General features: G+C 55.7%; 20 protein-coding genes and 5 pseudogenes. 7 read left to right on the plus strand and 18 right to left on the minus strand.

Going from position 1 to position 22,260, the window contains the following annotated elements; genetic code table 11:
* Positions 1-94 precede the first annotated feature (94 nt).
* The 6 genes and pseudogenes from istA (at position 95) to WGT02_RS31275 (ending at position 5,614) form a co-directional block, all read left to right on the plus strand.
* On the plus strand, positions 95-1,567 hold the full coding sequence (istA, locus tag WGT02_RS31250; RefSeq protein WP_208245170.1) for an IS21 family transposase: 1,473 nt from the start codon (positions 95-97) through the stop codon (positions 1,565-1,567).
* Positions 1,564-2,460 (plus strand): IS21-like element helper ATPase IstB, encoded by an 897-nt coding sequence (istB, locus tag WGT02_RS31255; RefSeq protein WP_208245168.1) that lies wholly within the window; start codon positions 1,564-1,566, stop codon positions 2,458-2,460. The genes istA and istB overlap by 4 nt, the downstream gene beginning before the upstream one ends.
* Positions 2,461-2,503: 43 nt before the next feature.
* Positions 2,504-3,040 (plus strand): annotated as a pseudogene (locus tag WGT02_RS31260) (IS6 family transposase); the annotation flags it as partial.
* A gap of 176 nt (positions 3,041-3,216) precedes the next feature.
* Positions 3,217-3,636 carry a transposase gene (locus WGT02_RS31265; RefSeq protein ID WP_037069550.1) on the plus strand — a complete coding sequence of 140 codons (420 nt, stop codon included), beginning with the start codon at positions 3,217-3,219 and terminating at the stop codon, positions 3,634-3,636.
* Positions 3,617-3,970, plus strand: coding sequence for an IS66 family insertion sequence element accessory protein TnpB (tnpB, locus tag WGT02_RS31270; protein ID WP_037069548.1), 354 nt, complete (start codon positions 3,617-3,619; stop codon positions 3,968-3,970). The genes WGT02_RS31265 and tnpB overlap by 20 nt, the downstream gene beginning before the upstream one ends.
* A 54-nt stretch (positions 3,971-4,024) precedes the next feature.
* Positions 4,025-5,614, plus strand: a complete 1,590-nt coding sequence (locus tag WGT02_RS31275) for an IS66 family transposase (protein WP_037069545.1) — start codon at positions 4,025-4,027, stop codon at positions 5,612-5,614.
* Positions 5,615-5,686: 72 nt separating this feature from the next.
* Here WGT02_RS31275 and WGT02_RS31280 read toward each other — a convergent pair whose 3' ends face one another.
* A complete protein-coding gene (locus tag WGT02_RS31280; protein ID WP_225040261.1) occupies positions 5,687-5,974 on the minus strand; it encodes a DUF5372 family protein in 288 nt (95 codons plus the stop codon).
* Between WGT02_RS31280 and WGT02_RS31285 the strand changes: the two are divergent.
* Positions 5,950-6,132 (plus strand): annotated as a pseudogene (locus tag WGT02_RS31285) (transposase domain-containing protein); the annotation flags it as partial. The gene WGT02_RS31280 and the pseudogene WGT02_RS31285 sit on opposite strands and share 25 nt — an antisense overlap.
* Before the next feature lie 84 nt (positions 6,133-6,216).
* Here the strand turns inward: WGT02_RS31285 and WGT02_RS31290 are convergent.
* From WGT02_RS31290 to WGT02_RS31370, 17 genes and pseudogenes are all read right to left on the minus strand, one after another.
* Positions 6,217-7,470, minus strand: a complete 1,254-nt coding sequence (locus WGT02_RS31290) for an acetyl-CoA carboxylase biotin carboxylase subunit family protein (RefSeq protein ID WP_208245970.1) — start codon at positions 7,468-7,470, stop codon at positions 6,217-6,219.
* Positions 7,452-8,735, minus strand: coding sequence for an MFS transporter (locus WGT02_RS31295; RefSeq protein WP_208245971.1), 1,284 nt, complete (start codon positions 8,733-8,735; stop codon positions 7,452-7,454). Before WGT02_RS31295 ends, WGT02_RS31290 begins: the two co-directional genes overlap by 19 nt.
* Positions 8,683-9,648, minus strand: coding sequence for an L-histidine N(alpha)-methyltransferase (locus tag WGT02_RS31300; protein ID WP_208245972.1), 966 nt, complete (start codon positions 9,646-9,648; stop codon positions 8,683-8,685). Before WGT02_RS31300 ends, WGT02_RS31295 begins: the two co-directional genes overlap by 53 nt.
* 38 nt (positions 9,649-9,686) lie before the next feature.
* On the minus strand, positions 9,687-10,616 hold the full coding sequence (locus WGT02_RS31305; protein ID WP_208245973.1) for a Gfo/Idh/MocA family protein: 930 nt from the start codon (positions 10,614-10,616) through the stop codon (positions 9,687-9,689).
* Positions 10,613-11,695, minus strand: coding sequence for an Ldh family oxidoreductase (locus tag WGT02_RS31310; protein ID WP_208245974.1), 1,083 nt, complete (start codon positions 11,693-11,695; stop codon positions 10,613-10,615). Before WGT02_RS31310 ends, WGT02_RS31305 begins: the two co-directional genes overlap by 4 nt.
* Entirely contained in the window at positions 11,683-12,966 is a 1,284-nt protein-coding gene (locus WGT02_RS31315) for a M20/M25/M40 family metallo-hydrolase (RefSeq protein ID WP_208245975.1), read from the minus strand. The genes WGT02_RS31310 and WGT02_RS31315 overlap by 13 nt, the downstream gene beginning before the upstream one ends.
* The gene (locus WGT02_RS31320; RefSeq protein WP_024318649.1) at positions 12,944-13,810 is read right to left on the minus strand and encodes a sugar phosphate isomerase/epimerase; all 867 of its coding nucleotides are present in this window, start codon (positions 13,808-13,810) and stop codon (positions 12,944-12,946) included. Before WGT02_RS31320 ends, WGT02_RS31315 begins: the two co-directional genes overlap by 23 nt.
* Positions 13,807-14,922 (minus strand): DegT/DnrJ/EryC1/StrS aminotransferase family protein, encoded by a 1,116-nt coding sequence (locus WGT02_RS31325; RefSeq protein WP_208245976.1) that lies wholly within the window; start codon positions 14,920-14,922, stop codon positions 13,807-13,809. The genes WGT02_RS31320 and WGT02_RS31325 overlap by 4 nt, the downstream gene beginning before the upstream one ends.
* Positions 14,919-16,037 carry a DegT/DnrJ/EryC1/StrS aminotransferase family protein gene (locus WGT02_RS31330; protein ID WP_208245977.1) on the minus strand — a complete coding sequence of 373 codons (1,119 nt, stop codon included), beginning with the start codon at positions 16,035-16,037 and terminating at the stop codon, positions 14,919-14,921. Before WGT02_RS31330 ends, WGT02_RS31325 begins: the two co-directional genes overlap by 4 nt.
* Complete coding sequence (locus tag WGT02_RS31335; RefSeq protein ID WP_208245978.1) at positions 16,018-17,145, minus strand: Gfo/Idh/MocA family oxidoreductase; 1,128 nt, start codon at positions 17,143-17,145, stop codon at positions 16,018-16,020. Before WGT02_RS31335 ends, WGT02_RS31330 begins: the two co-directional genes overlap by 20 nt.
* On the minus strand, positions 17,142-18,458 hold the full coding sequence (gene ectB, locus WGT02_RS31340) for a diaminobutyrate--2-oxoglutarate transaminase (RefSeq protein ID WP_210363089.1): 1,317 nt from the start codon (positions 18,456-18,458) through the stop codon (positions 17,142-17,144). The genes WGT02_RS31335 and ectB overlap by 4 nt, the downstream gene beginning before the upstream one ends.
* A 691-nt stretch (positions 18,459-19,149) precedes the next feature.
* Positions 19,150-19,354, minus strand: a pseudogene (locus WGT02_RS31345) (IS5/IS1182 family transposase); the annotation flags it as partial.
* Positions 19,340-19,468 (minus strand): annotated as a pseudogene (locus WGT02_RS31350) (ArdC-like ssDNA-binding domain-containing protein); the annotation flags it as partial. The pseudogenes WGT02_RS31350 and WGT02_RS31345, both read right to left, overlap by 15 nt.
* 225 nt (positions 19,469-19,693) lie before the next feature.
* Complete coding sequence (locus WGT02_RS31355) at positions 19,694-20,743, minus strand: Fic family protein (RefSeq protein WP_208245979.1); 1,050 nt, start codon at positions 20,741-20,743, stop codon at positions 19,694-19,696.
* Positions 20,744-20,807: 64 nt separating this feature from the next.
* On the minus strand, positions 20,808-21,014 hold the full coding sequence (locus tag WGT02_RS31360) for an antitoxin VbhA family protein (RefSeq protein ID WP_024318655.1): 207 nt from the start codon (positions 21,012-21,014) through the stop codon (positions 20,808-20,810).
* 120 nt (positions 21,015-21,134) lie between these two features.
* Complete coding sequence (locus WGT02_RS31365) at positions 21,135-21,467, minus strand: DUF736 family protein (protein WP_024318656.1); 333 nt, start codon at positions 21,465-21,467, stop codon at positions 21,135-21,137.
* Between the two features lie 284 nt (positions 21,468-21,751).
* Positions 21,752-22,186: pseudogene (locus WGT02_RS31370) on the minus strand (transposase); the annotation flags it as partial.
* Positions 22,187-22,260: the final 74 nt, after the last annotated feature.

Raw genomic sequence — 22,260 nt, forward strand, 5'->3', positions numbered from 1 at the left:
CGCGGTTGGCCCGGTAGCGTCGGTGATTTTCTGAGAATGGAGAATCACCTTTGTGCCGGGTCGCCATGTAACCGATCATCAGACGAGGCTTTTTATGAAGTACCGACAAAACAACCCCATTGAGGTCGCTGCCGCCAAGGCGTCGATCAGCCGGGCGACGGCTTACCGCATCGAGAAGGATGCGCGTCTTCCATCGCAGACCAAGCCGCCGCGCGACCGGCGTCGCCCCGATCCCCTTGAGCACATCTTCGACGCCGAGGTTGTTCCGCTCCTCAAGGCCGCGCCCGGCATCCGAGCGGTCGCCGTTTACAACGAGATGCTGCGGCGTCATCCAGAGCTGTCAGAAGGTGTTCGCCGTACGATTGAGCGTCGTATCCGATCATGGCGGGCTGTTCACGGTCAGGAGCAGGAAGTGATCTTCCGTCAGATGCACGAACCCGGTCGGTTAGGACTGTCGGATTTTACCGACATGGGCAGCCTCGGCGTGACGATCGCCGGCCAATCGCTCGATCATCTGCTTTATCACTTCCGGCTGGTCTGGTCGGGCTTCGAGCATGCCCATGTCATCCTGGGTGGAGAGAGCTTCGTCGCTCTGGCCGAGGGGCTGCAGAACGCCCTGTGGTCGGTTGGCGGTTCGCCGCTCTATCATCGCAGCGACAGCTTATCGGCCGCCTTCCGCAACCTCGATGCCGACGCCAAGGTCGATCTGACGCATCGCTACGACGAACTGTGCGCCCATTATCGCATGACGCCGACGCGCAACAACAAGGGCGTCGCGCACGAGAACGGCTCGATCGAAAGTTCCCACGGCCATCTCAAGAATGCGATCCGCGATGCTCTGCTGATGCGCGGAACCAGGGACTTTGGCGACCTCGGATCCTATCGCGCCTTCATCGATGAGATCGTCAGCCGCCGCAATGCCGCACATGGCAAGCGCATCGATGCCGAGCGCACGCATCTGCAAGCTCTTCCCGATCGTCGCACCACCGACTTCGAAGAGGTCATCGTCACCGTATCGAGCACCGGCGGCTTCGCCTTGCGCAAGGTCTTCTACACCGTGCCTTCCCGTCTGATTGGCCACCGGCTGCGGGTGCGTCTGTTCGACGATCGCCTCGACGTCTTCATCGGCGGCACGCATCTGCTGACATTACCCCGAGGCCGCGCCCACGCGAGTGGCAAGCACGATCAAGTCGTCAACTATCATCACGTCATTCATTCCCTGCGCAAAAAGCCGATGGCGCTTTTGGGGCTCGTCTATCGCGACAAGCTCTTCCCCAGGCCGGAATATCGCAGGACTTTCGACGCGCTCATCGAGCAACTGCCCGAGCGGCAGGCTTGCAAGATCACCGTGGAACTGCTTGCCTTGGCTCACGATCGCAGTTGCGAGCGTGAACTGGCCGAGGAGCTTGCCAAAACGCTCGACGCCCACAAACTGCCTGATCTGGCGGCTTTGAGAGCGGTCTTCAGCCCGGACCCGGATCAGTTGCCGATCGTTCATGTGCAACTCGCGTCGCTCAATGGTTATGAAGCCCTGATCGGCACGGCCTATGCGGGAGAGGTCGCATGAAGAGCAACATCCACACAGTCGATGAAGCCCGCCTCGGCATCATGCTCAACGAACTGAGGCTGCCGACGATCAAGACGTTCTGGCACCAATTTGCCGAGCAGGCCGATCGGGAAGGATGGCCTGCTGCCCGTTTCCTCTCGGCCATCGCCGAGCATGAATTGGCCGAACGCGCCCATCGCAGGATCGAAAGACACCTCGCCGAGGCCCACCTGCCACCCGGAAAGACGCTCGACAGCTTCGCCTTCGACGCTGTTCCCATGGTCTCCAAGGCCCAGGTCATGGCGATTGCAGCCGGCGATAGCTGGCTCGCCAAAGGCGCCAATATCCTGATGTTCGGTCCGCCCGGCGGCGGAAAGAGCCATCTCGCCGCAGCCGTCGGCCTCGCGCTAATCGAGAACGGCTGGCGCGTGCTCTTCACCCGCACGACCGATCTCGTCCAGAAGCTTCAGGTCGCGCGGAGGGAGCTTCAGCTCGAAGCCGCCATCGCAAAGCTCGACAAGTTCGATCTTCTCATCCTCGACGACCTGGCCTACGTCACCAAGGACCAGGCCGAAACGAGCGTGCTCTTCGAACTCATCTCCGCAAGATATGAGCGGCGTTCCATCATGATCACCGCCAATCAGCCCTTCGGAGAATGGAACCGCGTCTTTCCAGACCCGGCCATGACGCTTGCCGCGGTGGACCGACTTGTCCATCACGCAACAATCTTCGAGATGAATGTCGAAAGCTACCGGCGGCGTTCGGCCATGGAAGCCAAACGCCAGCGCGGCAGACCCGCCTCATTCGCGACAATCAAAAGCTCTTCCCAGCTTGTCGCGGAGCGGCAATCAGAACACGATGAAACTCTTGCCAGCGACAATCAACATGATAACTTCGCTCCAACCGCGACATAAGAATCTCATCCAGATTGTCGCTCGCGTCTCATCCTGATCGTCGCGCTATAGGCCGGCTTACGCAAAGCAACTCCGTCGCAGGCAGCCTTCGCGCCAGGACGTCTGGCACCTCGATGAGGTTGTGGTTTCCATCGCCGGCCGAAAGCACTGGCTTTGGCGTGCCGTCGATCAAGACGGCTACGTTCTCGATGAAATCGTTCAAAGCCGGCGCGACACCAGGGCTGCAAGGCGATTGCTGCGCAGGCTGCTGAAGAAGCAAGGCATGCCACCCAAGCGGATCATCACCGACAAACTCCGCTCCTATAGTGCGGCCAAACGTGACCTCATGCCAACGGTCGAACACCGGTCTCATAAGGGTCTCAACAATCGAGCGGAGAATTCTCATCTGCCACTGCGAAAACGGGAGCACCAGATGCAGGGTTTCCGATCAGCTGGAGGTCTGCAACGTTTCATAACGACCTTCTCCGCCATCCGAAATCTCTTCGTCGCACAGCATCGCAGCCGCTCTGCTCTCGCCACTCACATTCATCGTGTCCGCGCCATGGCGCATTGGAAAATAGTGACGGGTGCCATTGCCTGATCTTAGGCAGCCGCGCGGTCGTTCGTTCTCCGCTCGATAATGTGACAACTCCCTTCGGCTTCTTGCACCGAGCGACAGGGGACGAGAGAATCGTAAGCGCTAATTTCTGTGCGCCTTCTGTAGCGGAGTGCTGTGAGGCATGAAGCGTCCACCAAAAAATAGGTGGACACCAAATCATGGATGAAGATGCTCCTAAACTGCAGGTACGGCTTGTTGGTCGCGACGGCCGCCGTCGATATGACCCTGCGTCGAGAGATCAGCTTGTCGCGGCGTGCTTAGAACCCGGCGTTTCGGTCTCGCGGCTGGCGCTGGAGCACGGCGTCAATGCGAATCTCGTCCGGAAGTGGATGAAGAAGTCCAGAGCGGAGCGTCAATTGCCTTTGGCCTCGGCGTTCGTTCCGGTTCAGATTGCTCCGGATATGCACTCGGGTTCTGCTGGCGATCTGAAGAAGACCAAGCCATTGAGCCAGTGCCTTCCCGCATCCAAGGTGAGCGCACTCCTGCCGAACGGGGTCAGCCTGACCGTCGAGTGCGCCGGTGTGGAAGTGCTGGAAGCAATCATAGGAGCGCTGGGTCATGTTCAGACTGGGCGGTGATCTCAAGGTTTACCTGCATCGCGAACCGATCGACTTCCGCGCGGGCATCAACAGCCTGGCGGTCCTGGTCCAGGAGACGATGGCGCTGGATCCGTTTGCGCCTGCGGTTTTTGCCTTCTGCAATCGCCGGCGTGACCGAATGAAGCTGCTGTTTTTTGATCGTTCCGGTTTTGTGATGGTCCTGAAGCGGTTGACCGAGGACAGGTTCAGATGGCCCCGTTGCGAGGTGCCGGTGGTCATGCTGACGACAGAACAGCTTCACTGGATCCTCGATGGCATCGATATCGACGCAATGGTGCGCCATCCGGTGCGGCAATATCAGATTGCCGGCTGACGGATGTCGAATTGAGCAGTTGACGCGGCTGGGCGGTTCAGATTCAAGAATCTGATGACTCGCACCGGCGAACCGAGCATTGCAGAACTGATGGCGCAATTGGCAGCCAATGCTGCCGAAATCGCTGCGCTCAAAGCCGAGAAGGAAGCGCTCTCGCAGCGGGTCGTCAAGCTGGAAGAAGAGCTTGCACTGGCAAAACTCCATCGCTTTGCCCCCCGCAGTGAAAAGCACATTGATCGTCTCTTCAACGAGGCCGAAGAGGCTGCGGTCGAGGATGGCAGCGAAGCAGGCGATGTTGTCGAGCTTCCGGACACCGGCCTGCCAGCGGTAGAAGGTCAAACGGGAAAGAAGCGTGGACGCAGACCTCTGCCAGAAGACCTGCCACGCGAGCGCGTCGAATATGACCTCCCCGACGATCAGAAGTCTTGTCCCTGCTGCCAGGGTCAGATGCATCGCATGGGCGAGGCTGTTACCGAGCAGCTCCATATCGAGGTCAAGGCAAAGGTCCTACAGAATGTGCGGTTCAAGTACGCTTGCCGCCATTGCGACCGCACCGGGATCAACACACCCGTCGTGATCGCACCGATGCCGACGCAGCCCCTGCCGGGCAGCATCGCTACCGCCTCGACGTTAGCCTTCGCGCTCGTCCACAAATACGTCGACGGCACACCGCTTTACCGCGTGGCTCAGACATTCGAGCGTGCTGGTGTTCCGATCAGCCGCGGCGCTCTCGCTCACTGGGTCATCGGCTCAAGCGAGAAGCATCTGCACCGCATCTATGATGCGCTGAAACTGCGGTTGCGATCGCAGCCTCTCATTCATGGCGATGAGACGACGGTTCAAGTCCTCAAGGAAAAGGACAAGGAGGCCACCAGCACATCGTACATGTGGGCCTATCGCAGCGGCGAGGACAGTGACCAGCCAATCGTACTGCTCGATTATCAGCCCGGGCGCGGCCAGATCCACCCGCAGACCTTCCTTGGTGACTACCGCGGCATATTGGTGAGCGATGGCTACACAGCCTGGCGCACATTGCATGGCGCAACCCATGTCGGATGCATGGCTCACTCCAGGCGGCGCTTCGTCGAAGCCCTCAAGGCAAGAAAGAATGGCGGCGGCCCGCCGGAGCAAGCGCTCAGGTTCTTCGAGCAGCTCTACCGGATCGAGAGGCAGGCGCGAGAGATAAAGCCCGACGCCGGTGAAACGCAGGCCGCCTGCATTCGCCGCTTCCGGCAACAGCACAGTTTGCCTGTCCTGAACGCCCTCAAGACGTGGCTCGATAACATCGCGCCGAAGGTCGTGCCGGATACCAAGCTCGGCGATGCTGTGTCCTACACCCTGAACCAATGGGATTATCTGACGCGCTACACCAGCGACGGCAGGATGCCGATCGATAACAACATCCTGGAACGCGACATCAGGGTTTTTGCGACCGGAAGAAAATCGTGGCTGTTCAGCGACACTGCTGACGGAGCCAAGGCCAGTGCTGTGATTTACAGTCTGATGCTGACATGCCGCGCCTGTGGCGTCGACCCTCTGATCTGGCTGCGCCACGTACTCACCGAGTTGCCACAGCGCGAAGAGAATGCCGACATCGGCGACCTGCTCCCGTTCAACTTCTCCAAGACCTCCACGACCGAATAGAGCCGGATACCGCGACCGATGCTATCCGCCGTTCGGTGTGGAACAGGCGTCAATACGCATCGAAAATCGCGCTTACAGAGAATCAATGAAAGCGCGCAGTTCAATAAGCTTCGTTGCCGAAAGGCGCGGCTCGGCTACAATCTCGATCGAACTTGCCGCAGGATCAAACATCCATGCGGGGATTTGAAATGAGCCACCATGGACTTGTCGAATCAGCAGATAATGAACACCTTCGTGCTCATGGCTGCCGGTTACCAATACGGTTTGGTCAACCAGTGGATGGAAGGGATAAGTGACCTTGGATTCGAATGCCAGAAACCCGGCATTATGAACCCGGCTTCGAAGGCGGTGGCAACACATGGGCCACGATCGCCACGCTTTTGCAGACAGCTAAAATGAACAACGTCGATCCGCTCGCCTGGCTGACACAGACCTTAGTTCGCATGGCCAACGGATGGCCCGCGCAGGATATCGACACTCTAATGCCGTGGAACTTCGAGTCGAGCGTGGTCGGCTAACCGCTTACGCTAAATCGTAAGCGGAAAGTTTTGATCCGGTTGCCTATTTCAGCTGCGTCGACCTCATGGTGCATGCTCATAGCGTCAGACCATCGCTTCGTATTCGAACTTGGTGGACTCAACAAAATTACTTGCGGCCTCATACGCGTCCTTCCCAATGTCGGAGATCGCGATCGCATAGCCGATCCTGTCGATGTCCCGCGTGATCACAGGGGCGACTCCGGGCGTTTGTATATAGATTTCAGACCGCAGGATCGCGTCCGGGCGAGGTTCGGGAAACGTGACCCTCATCACGCGCCCAGGCTGCGGGGTGTAGAACCGAATCGCCGCTCCGCTGCCAGTACTGTGCATGCTCTCCAACGCTTCGGCCGCCCTTACGACTTTTTCGTCTCCAGACCCACGCTCTCGCAGACCCCATTCGATCAAGAGGTTGTGGACGTCGATGCCTGTCGAGTGACGAATGAGCTGAGGAATAAATCCACCCGGCAGACGGTTCTGAGATTCGACTATTTTGATTGACTCGCCGTTGATGCGTATTTCCGTCCAGCATGGCCCGTCTTCGATCCCAAGCGTCGACAATGCACGACTGAGGGTCGCAGCGATTGCGCTTCTTTGCGCTTGCGTTACTTCGCCAGGCACATACTGCCCAATTGAAACCCAGCTACCATGACCTATCGCCGGATCGTGGAATATTCGCACGATTCCAATGATTAGAAGTCTGCCGGAAAATGAAAACGTAAGAATTCCAAAATGCGTACCCTCTATGAACTTCTCTGCCAGAATTGCTTGCCCTTTACCCTGCCAATTATCTTCCCAATAGCGCTTCGCGTCGTGAAGATTCTCTATCTTCTTCACCAAATAACTTCCAACTGAGTTTGTTGGCTTAACTATAATCGGGTATTCTACTCTGTCAGCGAATGCGGCGATGCCGTCAAGTGAATGCACGCGTTCGAATTCTACGGCATCGGACTTCTCGGATTGGAGGGCAGTCCTCATCAAGGATTTGTCCTTTAGCTGCGCGGTTGCCTCCGCACTTGCGCACTCCAATCCCAAGGCTGCTGCAATCGTGGCGCCAACGATAAGTGCGTCATCGGACATCAGGAGTGCGCCATGGAAGGGATCTTCGCGGTGGATTGCAGCAATCATGTCCGGAAGTGACGGGTCCGCATATTCCATCAAAAGAAGGCGCTCTGGCCTGTTAGTTGCATAGTTGTCGTAACAGTAGGCTCTGTCCACCACTGTAAAGCGAGCTAAACTTCTTTTTTCAGACGCGAGAAGCCATTCGGCAGCGCCAAAAACGACAAGATGTTTGGAAACGCTCATAGTCGATTCCCCCATAGTTTCCTCCTGCGCTCGCCGACAAATCGGCACGCACTAAACACTGTGAATACGATTGACGCAAAGACGATGATAGAACGCGGGAAGGCTTCGCCAATCCCATAAAGGACAGAGCCCAATGCTGTGCCACCGCTATAGACATAGAAGTAGATGCTAACCAATTTTCCCCGCGATTGTTCATCCGCCTCAAGCTGCACCAAAACGAGCGCAAGTGTTGCGTTCATCGCTAGTGTCAGCCCAAAGGCGAACATTATGAGTGTCAGGATGGCATTCGACTCCGCCCAGATCATCGCGATGGCAGACACGCTGAGACCAAGAGCGACGGGACCGTTGATCCGACTTGCGTTGGAGGGCGAAATCCACCCGAGAAGTATGAGGCTGGAGAAGAGGCCGCCTAAGGTAAAGGCAGAGGTCAATGTGGCGATGAGCGCAAGATCGGTCGTTCCGTGAAGAGATGCGACGATACCGGGAAGCAACTCACCTATGGGTCTGAAGAGAATGCAAACGATTGCAAGCGACGCAAGCGTCCCAACGATGGGCGCAGTCACTTGAGGAGACCAAGCACGTCGCTGGCCTCCGACACTCTTGACACCCACGTCGGATTGGAAATTCTGTGATATTTTCGAGATTACCGTACTGTAAATGATTAGCATGATCCCGTTGAGTGAAAATACTATCCATGGACCGATAGCTTCTATCAGAACATATACTAATACTGGCGTAATAAATACTGCAATGGAGTAACACACGCTGTTGATGGCAATCGCCTTCGGTAGCAACTCTCTGCCTACCATCATTGGGGTAAGTGAGAATGCGGCCGGCGTCAGAAATGCTATAAGGGTCCCGTTTAGGCACCACAGGATTATCGCCGGGGTCGGTCCCATAGCGGATGCAGCAACGGTTGATAGCAAAAATGCGACAACGGCAAGACATCGCTGGACGCCAATGACGATGTGAAACCGGTTCGTCTTGTCGGCTACGATTCCGGCTATGTAGCCCAACCAAATGGTAGGGGCCATTTCTCCAATTGGAACGAAAGAAAGCATACGCATTGAGTGCGATGATTCCCAAACAATCCAGAGCAATGCGAACCGTTGCGACCAACTGCTCACAAGTTGAAAGAAGTTCGCACACACATACAGTCGGAAGCTGCCAACTCGCAGTGGCGACAGGAAAGTGCGCAACCACTCAGCTTGCGCTATCCGGCCGATACTAGCCATCGAGCCCGGACGCGCCGCTGACTGTTCTGTCGTTACGGCAAACATCACGAAAAAGGCTCACGGCAAACCACGCGTTGTCATCGTGAAATTCTTCAACCAGCTTGAAATTTGCAAGTTCCAAAAGTTGCTCAAGGTACCCCATAGGGAACTTCCTCTCGATTTCGGTCAGAATACGCTCTCCGGCCTTCACCGAAACCGTGAGCTTGAGTTTTGGTAATGTGAACGTCGTGTCTCTTAAGGCCACGAGATGGGACTTCATCGTGAACCCCTCGGGATAGTAGGCAGCTTCGTGGCGAAAAGCGGAGATATCGATGTTTCCAGCGTATTGATTATTAAGGTTCGACAGCACGTTCAGGTTTGTCTTCGCAGCCACCCCGTTCTTGTCGTTATATGCTGCAGTCAGTAATGCGGGATCCTTATCGAGATCATGCCCGATCAAGATGTAGTCGCCATCACGCATGCCGGTTCGGCACATGTTCATGAACCGAAGAATTTCATCGTCGGTCATGTTACCGATGTTGCTGCCGAGGAAGAAAAAAAGGCTTGGCTCTATGCGATGAGCATGCATAGGAATGGTTGCCGCATAGTCACCAACAAGCTTCACCGTGTTCAAAGTTGGTAGCGTCTGACTCAGCCGTTGGCTTGCTTCTTCTACAATGAGGCCATTTATGTCAATCATATTGAGCAGCGGGTACCGCATCATGGAGATCGAGGTACGCAAAAACATTTCGGTTTTCTCGCAATTCCCACATCCGAGATCGACGAAAGTCTCAACGCTACATGCTTTCAGTATTTTCTCCGATTGCCTTTCGAGAATCTCTTTCTCGGTGCGATACAGATAGTATTCTGGTTGCTTGCATTGCTCCTCAAACAGACGCGACCCAAGGTCGTCATAGTAGTAACGGCACGGAATTGATTTTTTCGCATTCGACAGACCGTCCATTAGATCCTGACTCATTGATGTGCTTCGCATGATCCAACCTACTCATTTCTGCTTCAATTCCTTATCCCGGAAGCAGATAATTTCTGATACGTTTTGCTAACCAACCGAACGCATGCGGCAGCGCTGTAGTTTGTCTTACTTCTGTTGGCGACATGATGAGCAAAATTGTCTAGTACGCCTACGTATTCGTGATAGAGAGAGGATTTGAACTTTGGGAACCCGTTGAGAAGATCTATTTCGCGCGACGTTCCATCCGCGTTTGACAGCACAATTCGCTTGTCTTCCCCGTTGGGATAAGCCCAATCCAAATAAATATGAACCGGCAGTCCAGTTTGGCTGCGCAATTCAATTGTGGCGGCTATATCAATACCGCAATCATCGAACTCGGCGGAGGCTGCGAAGAGATCGATCTCGCCTACGATATGCATCGCTAGATCGAAAGCGTTCGGGCCATTGTCAGCAATGCAGCCACCTCCGCACGCAGCGGGGTCAAGGTACCAACTGTCATTTCCTGCGTGCTGCCGAATATCCTCCTTGTAGTAGATCGAAACGGCTGCGATTCCTCCATTGTCGGTTGTCCGAAGGCTCCCGACATCTTTGACGTGTCGGTTGTATCGACGATGAAAAGCAGTGAAGAGAATTCGCTGCTGTCGCATAGCCAGGGAGATAAGCCGTCTGGATTCAAGCTCGCCCATAACTAGCGGCTTCTCGCAGCAAACGTGCTTGCTCGCAGCGAGGGCGAGCTTGCATGCATCGAAATGAAGATTGTTCGGAAGATTCACTATGACGGCGTCAACGCATTCTGCTCGCATCAAGGCTGTGTAGTCCGCGAACTGTTCGACCTCATGCCGCCGACCAAACCCGTCCAGCTTGGCTTCCGAGCTATCGCAGACAGCAGTTAGTCTCAGAGAGTTCGATCTAGTTAATGCAGCGAGGTAGTAGTGAGAAATCACTCCTAGGCCTGCAATGCCAACATGGATCATTGTCCGATCTCCGCTAGAGAAACAGCTCCTAACGTCGACGCATGCCAATTGAGCGCGGCGACCGTCGGAGCCGGAAGGGGAATACCGTGGACGCCTCGTTCGAGTGCAATTTTCGCGTCGGAATGTCCTGGATAGGTGAGTGCCTCATGCCCCTCAAAGACAGGTTCTCCCAATAAGGAGGAGAGAAACCTCTCCATTCGCTCGGCAAATATGGAGCCCTCGAGAAATGCACTCACATCGAGCGCAAACAGGAAGTGTCCAATGCTGTTTTGCTCATCCTCGAACCCCAAGGAGACACTCGCCCCCGAGAGTACACCAGAGAGCACTTCCACCAAAAGCGAGAGTCCAAGCCCCTTGTGGCCACCCGTAGATCGTTGCCATCCACCCAACGGAACCAGGAATCCAGAACCTTCCAAATATGAGTTGGGATCTGTCACGGGTTGACCGCTCTGATTGACCATCCAACCCACTGGAACCTCTTCTCCGAGGTCCTTTGCGAGTTTGATTTTTCCGCTGGCGACTACCGTCGTGCTCATATCAAGTACGAAAGATGGCAAGTCCCCAGCGGGTGACGCAAATCCCAAAGGATTGGTGCCGATGATTGCTCGGCGTGAACCCTGTGCGTACCCGACAGGACGATTTCCCAAGTTCGTCAGTGCCAACCCGATCATTCCCGATTGGGCTGCCATGCGCGCGAAGTATCCGGCTGTCCCGAAATGACTACTGTTCATAACTGTCACGGCCCCGACACTATGTTCGGCAGCAAGTTCGATGGCCGCTTCCATCGCGCCTTTGGCTGCGAGAAGTCCAAGCATGCCTGACGCATCGAAAGTCGAAATTGCCCCTTTCTTCCTCACGCTTCGGAGCGTGGATGATGGAAGAATGGATCTATCACTTAACGCTTTCACGTAGATCGGGAGAAGATTACAGACCCCATGCGAATCCAAGCCGTGAAGATCAGCATAAAGTAATACGTCGGCGGCGGCGGCGGCTTGCTCAGACGAGAACCCATATCTCAGGAAGGTCATTTCAATTAGCCTTCTGAGAGACTCTGCATCGATTCTAATCACGTTAGACATGCTGCAGCCCCAGTCGCTTCGTTTGATGCAATAAACAAGAGCGCTGCAACTTGATCCGCGAACTGGTCGAGATCGGCGAAGTCAATATGTTCAGATGAGGTGTGTGCCCCGTTCGTTGACAGCGAACCGGGTCCCCACATAATTGAATACCCTCGCCCTTGACCCCACATTGCATCGCACGTGAAAGTCTCGGTATCGTCGGCGTGACGTTTTATTCCTGCGTCAGCGAGTTTTCTTTCCCAGTCTGCGTTACGATTGGTGAGGACTGGCAGTCCGCTCTTGAGCCAGCGAACGGTGAGAATCTGATCAAGTCGCATTGCCGTACGAGTGAAGACATCAATGCCGCCGAAAATATCTACGAAGCGGAAACCCGCGGTTTCAATCGCGCTAGTTACTGCGGACTTCACAAGCTCGCCTGATCGTGTCGTGCGATACGAAAAGTTGAACTGCGCTCTGCCGGTTCCGTACACCCGGTTATGCATGTCACCTGTAGCAACACCGGCGAGTGTCATGCGCACATCGGTCCGAGAGCAAATCGGCCCCATTTGTCTCGCCAGTTCTGCGCATAAGTAAGAGAGAATCAGACTCGCATTGTCCCCTCGGTGGGGTGCGTCGTCGGTGGCTCCTTTTCCGTCGACAGATAATTCCAGGGTCATCGAACATGTGGAGGAGTCAAAATACGCGCCGCCAGATGGAATAGCGAAAATGTTCAGCGAGCCGTGATAGCCCAACTCCATCAGTTGCTTGGTGCCATAGACGCCCATGGCGCCTCCCTCTTCGCCGGCAACACATTGGATAAGCAGGCGCGGGCGACGTTTCTCTGGTGGGTGGTTGGCTGCCCAGCGTTCGATTCCTTCCAGGATTGCTACGCCAGGCCCCTTGTTGTCTGCAGCACCCCGCCCATGGATACCGCCTTGGAGGTTTCTCGCAGGGAAAAAAGGGCCGACCGTATCAATATGAAAATTGAACATTACGTCCGCGCAGCCATGGATGTCCTGTGATCCCAACACAATCGAGGCCTGGTGGGCGAAGAACTCTGGCCCCATTTCTTCCGCTCTACGCTTCACCGAAACGGGGGCTTCACAGTCCAGTGTTGGCACATGCCGATACAGCGTTGTGAACCCAATTCTCTGAGCTGCCGCAGCGTACAAATCCAGAGCTCGAGGAAGATCGCAGCATCTGCCTGACTCCATCGGCGTGACCGTATCCACCGAGATGAGTTCGCTCAGCAGATCTTTATGATGCTGACTAAACATGCTGCGTGATGCCATGCCAAACATCCCGAACTAGGTCGCCAGCGCTTACGGCACATTCCGTATAAAGGCCTATGCGTCGATCGTTCTCTGGGTCTGCTCTACCGGCGTGCGGGAGCACTGCTAGATGGGGCTCGACAGAGAAAACTCCTCTGTATCCGCTTGAGAAAAGTAGCGCCAAACATGCCGCGACGCCGGCATGTCCACAGCCAGCGCGACAATAAGTGACTTCGCCTCCACACTTCATACCATCCTTAATGTGGACGTGATCGACGAAGTCGACGATGGGCCGTAAGAACGCGAGGGCATCATATCCGTAGGCGAGCCCGTTACCCGTATCAAATAGCAAACGCAGATTGGTGCTATCGACGATCCGAAGCATCCGAAGAGTATCGGATGGCGATCTACCGGCAAAACCATCACAATTTTCGTGAAGAAGCATGATCCCGTGCTCCTTGGCGCGATTTACAAAAACAAACAACCGCTCGATAGCGCGTTCCTGCCAATCATGCGCCGAAAAAGTGCCGCGCGAATACGACATGATCCGCACTGACTTGCAGCCCAATGCATGACAAATATTAGCAAGTCGGTCGATTTCGGCTAGTTCATCATCGAGTGGATACTCAACTGTTCTCGACCAGTTACCGATTCTCGAGTCGAGGCAGTCAACGACGAAATCCGCCTGTTTAATGCGGGCTATCAGGGCACTGACCTCAGATTTTCCCAATGCGTCAATCGGGGAGCCGTCGACGGACCTGAGTTCAATGTGCGAGAGGCCAATGGCTTTGTGAGTGGCAATCTGTACTGCGATCGACGACGCAGCTTCATCGGCAATTCCCGATATGGAGTAGGGTGACTTCATCTGCAGGCGTTTCCGAACTCAAGCACACCGTTGATCACATGGTTTACCTCGGCATCCGTCAGCTCCGGATACAGTGGCAAACAGACAGCCTGCTGGCTCATCTGAAGGGCCACAGGCAACGACGCTCCTTTCTCCACGAAGTGCGCGAAAGCCGGCTGGTGGGGCAGGGGTGCCTGGAACCCTGTTTGGGTTTCTATTTTGAGATCGAAAAGAAACTGCCGCAAACGACTGGCATCTGGATGCCGAACGACATATCGATACGGGACTCGCTCTGGTTCAATGCAATGCTGAAGGCCAACTCCGGCGACGGTGAAAGCCGCGTCGTATCGTTTTGCGATCGCCCGACGGCGCTCGATCCTCTCCACAAGAAATCCCATCTGTATCGCGAGGTAGGCAGCATTCACTTCGTCCATACGGCTATTGTGGCCGCTTACGTGGTGAACAAAACGCGTCTTTCCATCCTGCCCATGATTCCTGCGCATCCGGCAGAGACTGGCAACCTCTTCTCGGTCTGTGACAATCATCCCGCCATCGCCCAAGCCGCCAAGCGGCTTCGCCGGATAAAACGAGTATACGCCAATGTCACCGAGAGTTCCCAACGGGTGACCTCGAAGCTTTCCACCAAAACTGGTCGCGCTATCTTCAAGAATATGGATATGGTCCGGCAATCTCGATCGCAGCAGAGGAATGTCGCAAACACCACTATAAAGATGCACTGCGATGACGGCCTTGGTGCGTATCGATTGCGCTGCCCCAACTGCATCAACGTCAATTGACCAATCGTTCGCCTGGATATCGACAAAGATCGGTGTCGCGCCGGCCGCTACGATCGCATTTGCTGTGGATGAGTATGAATATGCGGGGGTGATAACCTCATCCCCTGGGCCAATGCCCAAGGCCTCGAGGGCTATTTGCATGCCCGCAGACACAGAACCAACGGCCACCGTTTTAAGATCCTCAGACCCAGCAAACGATGCCACCTGCCTCTCAAAGAAGTCGACTGATGATTTCAAAATGAACTCACCCTTCTCGCAGTGAATGAGCAGAAGATCGGGCAAGGCTTTGGGCAGCAGAGCGGCCGTTCTTGCGTAATTGAAGAAGGAAACGTTCATCTGGATGAGTAGAACCTGGCAATGGCTTCAACCGTATATTCGATCTGAGCCTTTTGAATCTCGGGATGGATAGGAAGTGCGAGTGCCTTGGATGCAGCCGTTTCTGCGACAGGAAAGCAGCCGACGCGATACCCCAAGTCCGACATGGCAGGCTGCAAATGAAGAGGCATGGGATAATAGGTTTCTGTGACGATCCCCTGCGCAAGTAGAAACTTTGCCAGTTCATCCCTTTGTTCAACCTGGACCAAATAGACGTAGAACACTTCCTCACCGCTCTTCACGTATGAGGTAAGACGAGGCAACTGAACGTCGGGCACTTGCCCGAGTAGTCGAGAGTAAAGTGCCGCCACTTCTTGGCGGCGCTCGATATTAGCTTTGAGTGTCCGCAACCTGTGAGAAAGTACGATGGCATGCCAGTCGTCCATACGGCTGCAAATACCGCGTCTAACAGCAAGGCCTGACCCGTCCCGTCCGAGATCTCCCGTCTGACGCATCGCGACTGCCAGTTTAGGATCGTCCGTGATAATCGCTCCAGCGTCTCCTAATGCGCCCAATGTTTTTGTCGGGAAGAACGACAGTACGCCAGCTGATCCAAACCTGCCTGCGTGCACGCCATTCTGAGTCATCCCGATTGCTTCGGCGCTATCTTCAACAATGAGAACTTGATGTCGCGTGGCAACCGCATTCAACGCCTGCATGTCGGCCATCTGACAGAAAAGATGGACGACCATGATTGCTTTCGTGTCCCGCGTAATTGCCGCCTCGACAGCAAGCAGGTTCAAGGCGTAAGTTGGGGCATCGATATCGACGAAAACTGGAGTCGCGCCAACTTTTCGAATGCAGGACACGGAAGAAAAATAGGAATAGCACGGAACAATAACTTCATCGCCCGGTCCGATGCCAAGCGAGCGAAGAACCAGCTCTAGGGCGTCCGAAGCATTGGACGTCGCAATTACATATTTTGCTCCGGTATAATCTGACAGTTCTTTCTCAAAGCGCTTGACCATAGGACCATTAACAAGAGTGTCCTGCTCAACCAGAAACGCAAACTCACGTCTGAGATCGGGAGTAAGACTCCGCATTTCCTGCGTATTGCTATAGAATGGCACTAGCATGCGGCCGCCCGTTTGAAACATTACTATCAAGATATTCGAACGAACCAATCTGCTCGACGCTTTTTCGGGTCATTGCGAACTCAATTACACTCGCTATTTTCTTATGCGCCGGCAGCGACATGGCGCGTACGAGACTTTCGTCGCTCGGCCCTAGCACGGGGTGGAAATGATTGTATGCAAGCTCGATAGAACGCGTCAGCGGATCATCAAACATTGAAGTGGAAAACAACAGCTCGCTGCCCTTCCGCAACTGCAGACTAGATATGTTGTCGTCCGCACTAGCCGGGAACCACCCTTCAATTGTGACCCCGGTGCTCATTTCTATTGAGATGCTGCGTTGGCGAACTGGATGCGCGAGGCTAGAGAACACCGTGGAGTGCACGTTACCAGAGTGGCGAAGCACCACACGAGCAGAGCCCATTGATGCTATCCTTGAGCCGTTTGGCAAGATCATATCCGCTATTCGACATTCCTCGACATGCCCATCGCCTAATAGATGCAGTGCCAGTGCAAGCTGATGGGGTAACTCTACCTCAGCAATATGTTCATCAACGTGTTTTTGACTACGGGCTATCCGAGATTTTGTTTGCACCAACACAGCTGAGATCGCGTCTCCGAGATCCTTGCTTCGAAGGAAGGCTCTGATGCAAGCGGTCAGGGCGCTGCAAGGCCAATTTGAAACAACCAGAATTCGTGCGCCAAACTGCTCTTCCAACGAGAGCAGCTGATGGTATTCGTGCTCCGAAAGCGCAGCCGGCTTTTCCACCAAGATGGAGCGATAGCCTCTGTCGAGTACGGCCCTTACAGCAGCGACTCTATCTTTTGGGGGAATGCAGATATGACAAACGGTTGGATGCTGTAGATTTACCGGAGGCAACACATCAGTTGCCCGATGTCCGTCTTTCTCTGCGAGATTTCTGCGATCGCTTGATAGATCGACCGCGAGAATGTCAACAGTGGTCGACAGCGACCCCGGTCGTGAAGCCCATAGTTTTTGGATGCATTGCTCGTGAAGGTCGCGGCCAGCATGTCCGTAACCGACTATTACCGTAGCGATGGAAAGTCGGCCGCTGGTCGACCACGAGTGTATTGGACCTCGACTATTCATGTTGCCGCCCGCGCAACCGTTGCCAGTCGCCTAGATGAGGAATGCACCTTATTCAACGCGCTCCGAACAATCTGCAAACCGTCATCAAACTCGGATCTGCTAATCGTGAGCGGCGGCAGAATTTTAAGAACTTCGTCTTTTGGTCCGGAGGTTTCGATGATCAAACCGTCTTGGAAGCACGCCTCTTTGACCGCTGCACAATCTTGAGTGTTTGAAAATTCAAGACCAAGCAAAAGGCCTTTTACCTTCGCGGACAGCCCATACTGCTCCGCTATGTTTTCAACGACCCCGCTTGCCAGCATGGCTTTTTCCTTGACCTCCGTTGCAAAGCGATCATTAGACCAATATCGCTTAAGCGCAGCGGCGGCGGTTATAAAAGCGTGGTTGTTACCGCGGAATGTTCCGTTGTGCTCGCCTGGATTCCAAATGTCATATTGGGGCCGAATGAACGCGATAGACATCGGGAGGCCAAAACCCGAAATAGATTTCGCCATGATCACGATATCAGGAACAATACCGAGATCTTCAAAGGAAAAGAAATTTCCGGTTCGCCCGCACCCAGCCTGTATGTCGTCGACAATCGTGAGGGCGCCGATCTCATGGGCTAGTCGTTGCATTCTCTGAGCCCAGATCGGTGAGCACACATTGGCACCACCTTCGCCTTGGACTGTTTCAAATACAAATGCGGCCGGAGCATCGATCCCACTGGAAGAATCCAATAGGAGTTTTTCTATTTGAGCCGCAGTGTCAACGGTGGGTCCAAAATAATCGCAGTAGGGTAGATGAGTAACTTGCGTTAGAAGGGGCTTTGATGATGCACGATGCGATGAATTCCCGGTCAACCCCAAAGCACCCAATGAACACCCGTGGAAGCCGTTGGTAAAGGCGATCACATTCGCTCGACCGGTGAATTTCCGTGCGAGCTTTATCGCCGCTTCGACAGCATTAGCTCCAGTAGGCCCGGTAAATTGAACATGAAAATCCAGTTGACGGGGAACAAGGATCGCATCTCGCAGCGCCGTGAGAAAGCCTGTCTTTGCTACGGAGTACATATCCATACTCATCGCAACTCCGTCGCTGAGTATGTATTCCATGAGCGACTCGCGAATTGGCTCGCAATTATGCCCGTAGTTAAGCGATCCACAGCCCGATAAGAAATCAAGATAGGGGCGGCCCAGCCGATCATACAGATAGGAACCTTTCGCCCGCCCAAATTCTACCGGATAAGCACGGCAATATCTTCTAACCTCAGACTCGATATCTCTGTATACGTCGGGAAGATTCTTGCCGCCGAATATAACGGTCTCAGACAATTTGCTCCTCCCTATAAATTCCTGACGCAAATTCAACAAGCGGCGAATGTGGCTGACCTAAGCCAAGGGTAATCTTGACACGATGTACACTTTGCCGGGCTGGAAGTTCGTGAGGGGCTCGCCACGCAGCCAGTTTCCACATGTAGTCCTCCAAAGCTATTGCCAAAGGTTGCGCGACTTTTATGCGCGAGCTTGTTTCCCTCGTAGAGAGGTGGCACACCGGTTGAAGGGAAGGAGAGCATCGCTCGTCTTGCGCGTCTGCACGCAGCCCTCACTCAGTGTTGCCGCATCTCAATGCGCAAAGACCATGCCAGCGCGCTCAGCGTGCAGCAAGCGCATGATTATGCTTGAAAAGCCTCCAGAGTGCCCAAGATGGCGGGTTGTACTGAACCTGACATTTTTGCTGCCGCTGTCAGGTTTCGGACACGCATCACCCGCTTCGCCGCCAGAAAAGCGTGGCCATCCGCACCGTTCCCGAGCGCCATGACCACGAGGCCGCCGGTGTCGAGAATCGGTGCAGCGCAGACGGTACGCCAATTGGACACCTCGAACTACCAGCATTTGCCGCCCGGCTGGCCGGCAATGACGTTTGGTTCGGCCCAGTATCGGGGCCGCGGCTTCGGTTTGACTGATTTTCGGCTGGGTGGATGTCCGAGGCCGGCATCACAGCGGCGTTGTCCCGCCGCTTTCGTCAAGGGGACGCAGTTCGTCCCTGGTGCCAGACAAAGCGGGTCAGATCGTAGGCGAGGTTGGCCATGCCGATCTTGGTCCTGGCGCGCGCGATGCCGATCGGCGTACGAACAGTCCATGCGGGATTTCTGCTGGGCGAAGACATGCTCGACGAAGGCGCGGATTTTGGAGCGCCGGCCATTGGCGCGCGGCGCGCGGCGCGGGATAAGTGAGCTGCGGACGTTGGCGCGCCAGGGGCGTATCCACGGCTTGGTGCCGGCTTCAAGCTGCTCGACGATGGTATCGGTGATGCGTTGGTAGGTGTCCTTGATGCTCTGCATGGCCGTCTCCATTCCGTTGGTTGACGGCAAAAAACGGAGATAGCCGAAACGAGCCCACGCACCCGTAGGGCCGAAACGACAGAGGAGGACCGCGACAGCGGTTGCATGGGGGAGGGGCTATCGTAGCTTGTCCGTCAAATCAGCCAACGGATGGAGACGGCGCCGAGACATGGGGGACACTGGCCCGATCGACGACGACAAGAGCAGCTCGCCGCGTGTCGTTGGTTATCGATCGCGATCGTCGTCGTCGCGCTCACGCTCTCGCCGCGCCGCCATTTCGGCCGCAGATGCCTTCAGCTCGGCGCTGGCATCCTGCCGTGGCTCCTCGGCCCGTTCTGGCTGCGATTGCGCCGCGGTGGCCTGCTGCTCGCGCCCCAGGCGGGAAAAGTCCGATCGTGCCGTAAAGGTGATGTCGTGATCGTCGGGCAACCTCTTCGGAAGATCCGCGCGATCGACGGCAACGATCCGATCGTCCGTTACGATGCTGGCGACACGATTGTCGTGCCCGAGAACCTGGCCGGTGATTTCTTCGCCCGGACGCGCCGTGCGGATATTGTGTTCAAACGGCTTCTCGCCGCACTGTTCCAGATCGGTAAACGCGGCGCGAAGCGCCTCTTGGCGGTTCGGATTGGTAGCGTCCTCCATGACATGTTTCATTGCCGGACTGGACGGGTCGTTCGTGGTCTCGATCGACGCCTCGATCATCCGCGGCTTGCTGATGACGGTGAAATCGACGTCATGACCGTAATGGCGGCCCAGTTCCGCGATGAACGCTTCCTGAGCGCGTCCGTTGCCTTCTCGAAACGGATGCACGTAATTGAGCTCGGCCAACACCTGGCCCGCGCGCACGGCAAATTGCTCTGGCGTGGAACCGCGAAGAACTTCGGGATCGCGGATCGGCTTCAAAGCCTCGTCCAGTCCGAACTCGATCCGAGAGCCGTGCAGGAAAGAGGTTCCGCCCTTGGCGAGCCCGCCGATCGGCTCGACCCGGGCGCCGTCAACGATCGGGGTCTCGTTGCGCGTGTGACCGGCCCACTCGTAAACGTCCTGAAAAATATAGCCGTGAATGGCCTTCAAATGTTCCTTGTCGAAATTGCCTCCCGGCCCGTCGCCTTCTGCGATTTCCGCCATACGAAAGGCCGTCGCGCGATATTCCTCCGTGCTCAGCTCCGAGTTCGACTGGATGCCGAACTTGTTGCGCAGCACGTCGATCCGATCGGGATCGTCAGAGGTATTGGGATAGAGATATGATCCTTTGGAGCGCTCGTCGGACATGGCCTAGTTCACAAAACACCGCCGGCACGAGGGCAGGCGGTGTTTCACTCTGGGAGGGAAGCTATCAGGAGTGCTTTGAGGGCCGCACGACGCGGGCGCGGTATTCGTCGCGGCCAATGTCGCCGGCGACATAGGCTGCCGTCGCCTCCTCGAGGAGTGGATCGTAAGTGTAGCCTTGCCGGATATTGGCAGCACGAGCCTGATCGGTTGCCTTCTTGCGCTTTGCAATGGCCTCCGGGGAACGATCCGGACGGGGGGAATGGATGTTCATCGGCAAATCTCCAGTTACGTCGCACCCTAGCAGGAAAAGTGCTGGAAATCGAGCACTTTGCGGTGATTTCCGGCCGTTCTGCGGTGAGCGCCCGGCTGTTCGCCGGGCGCTTTGCCGCGATCAATCGCGGGGTTCCCATTCGATGACCGCTTGCAGTGTCGGGTCGTCCTGGCCGGGGAAACGGCCGAGATTGGCATTGAAACCGAGGCGTTTGATCGAGAGCGTGTAGTAGGGCTTGCCCTCCGCGTTCTTCTTCTTCCAGACGCCGCCGACCTCGATGTCATGGCCGCGCGGTGATTTGGCATAGACGCGGTGCGTCGGGGCTTTCTCGTTATCCGAGGTGAACGGCACGACGTTGATGTCCAGGTCGCGGTCGATGGTGGAGATGAGGCCCTTGCCCTTGGCGGTGTCGAGGTCGTCTGCGTCGAACTGGATGTAGTTGGTTGCGGTCATTTTAGTCACTCCTCTTTGGTGGTTGCGATGATCGTTCACATGGCACGGCGGAAAGCGGTGCGCACCGAAGGCCGAAGCACAGCGGAGGAAGCTGGAGGGCGCAAAAATTTGATGCGCGAGGAAGCCGAAGGCGGGGAAATTTTTGTGGCAGCCGGCTTTGCGTAAACCGCGTCGGCGTGCGAACGAGCGTCAAAAGCAACCGCCTCTGAGGGGTGATGGATGAACGTATTTGGCGGTGATGTCAGGTTAACTTCCTCAGGAACACTTTCCGTTAGGCGGGAAGCTCAGGCAGCGGTGCCCGTGACTGCTCTCCAATGGGCGATCGCTCTGATGCGGTGCAGGTGGACGGCGATGGCGGAGTGTTTGGAGCGTGGCGGGACGAAGAGATTTCGGACCGCCGAAAAGACGCTCGTGAAGCGTTGCAGTGCGCCTGGCGAGCGAAACCGTTGCATTATTCGTTCTCGTTTTCGCAGGGGTAGATGGGAGTTTTCGGCGCGATTGTTCAGCCCTTTGTGCGATCGATGCTCGACCGTGGGCATGATCTGCCGCAGTGCCGCGCCGTAGGAACGAAGCTTGTCCGTGACGATGCGCTTCGGTAAGCATCCCTGCTTCTTCATCAGCCGGGTCCGGCGGGCCTGAACAATCTCGTCGAGAACATAGCCGTCCCGATCGACGGCCCGCCAGAGCCAATGCCTTTTGCCACCGATCGTGATGACGAGTCGAGTGGCCCGGGGGAATTTCACCCCCAGGACTGGGTCACCGGAGGCAGTCACCCGCCCCCGGTTCCCACAGA

Origin of the sequence: Rhizobium sp. T1470 (assembly GCF_042140505.1) — a bacterium.
Taxonomy (GTDB): Bacteria; Pseudomonadota; Alphaproteobacteria; order Rhizobiales; family Rhizobiaceae; genus Rhizobium; species Rhizobium favelukesii.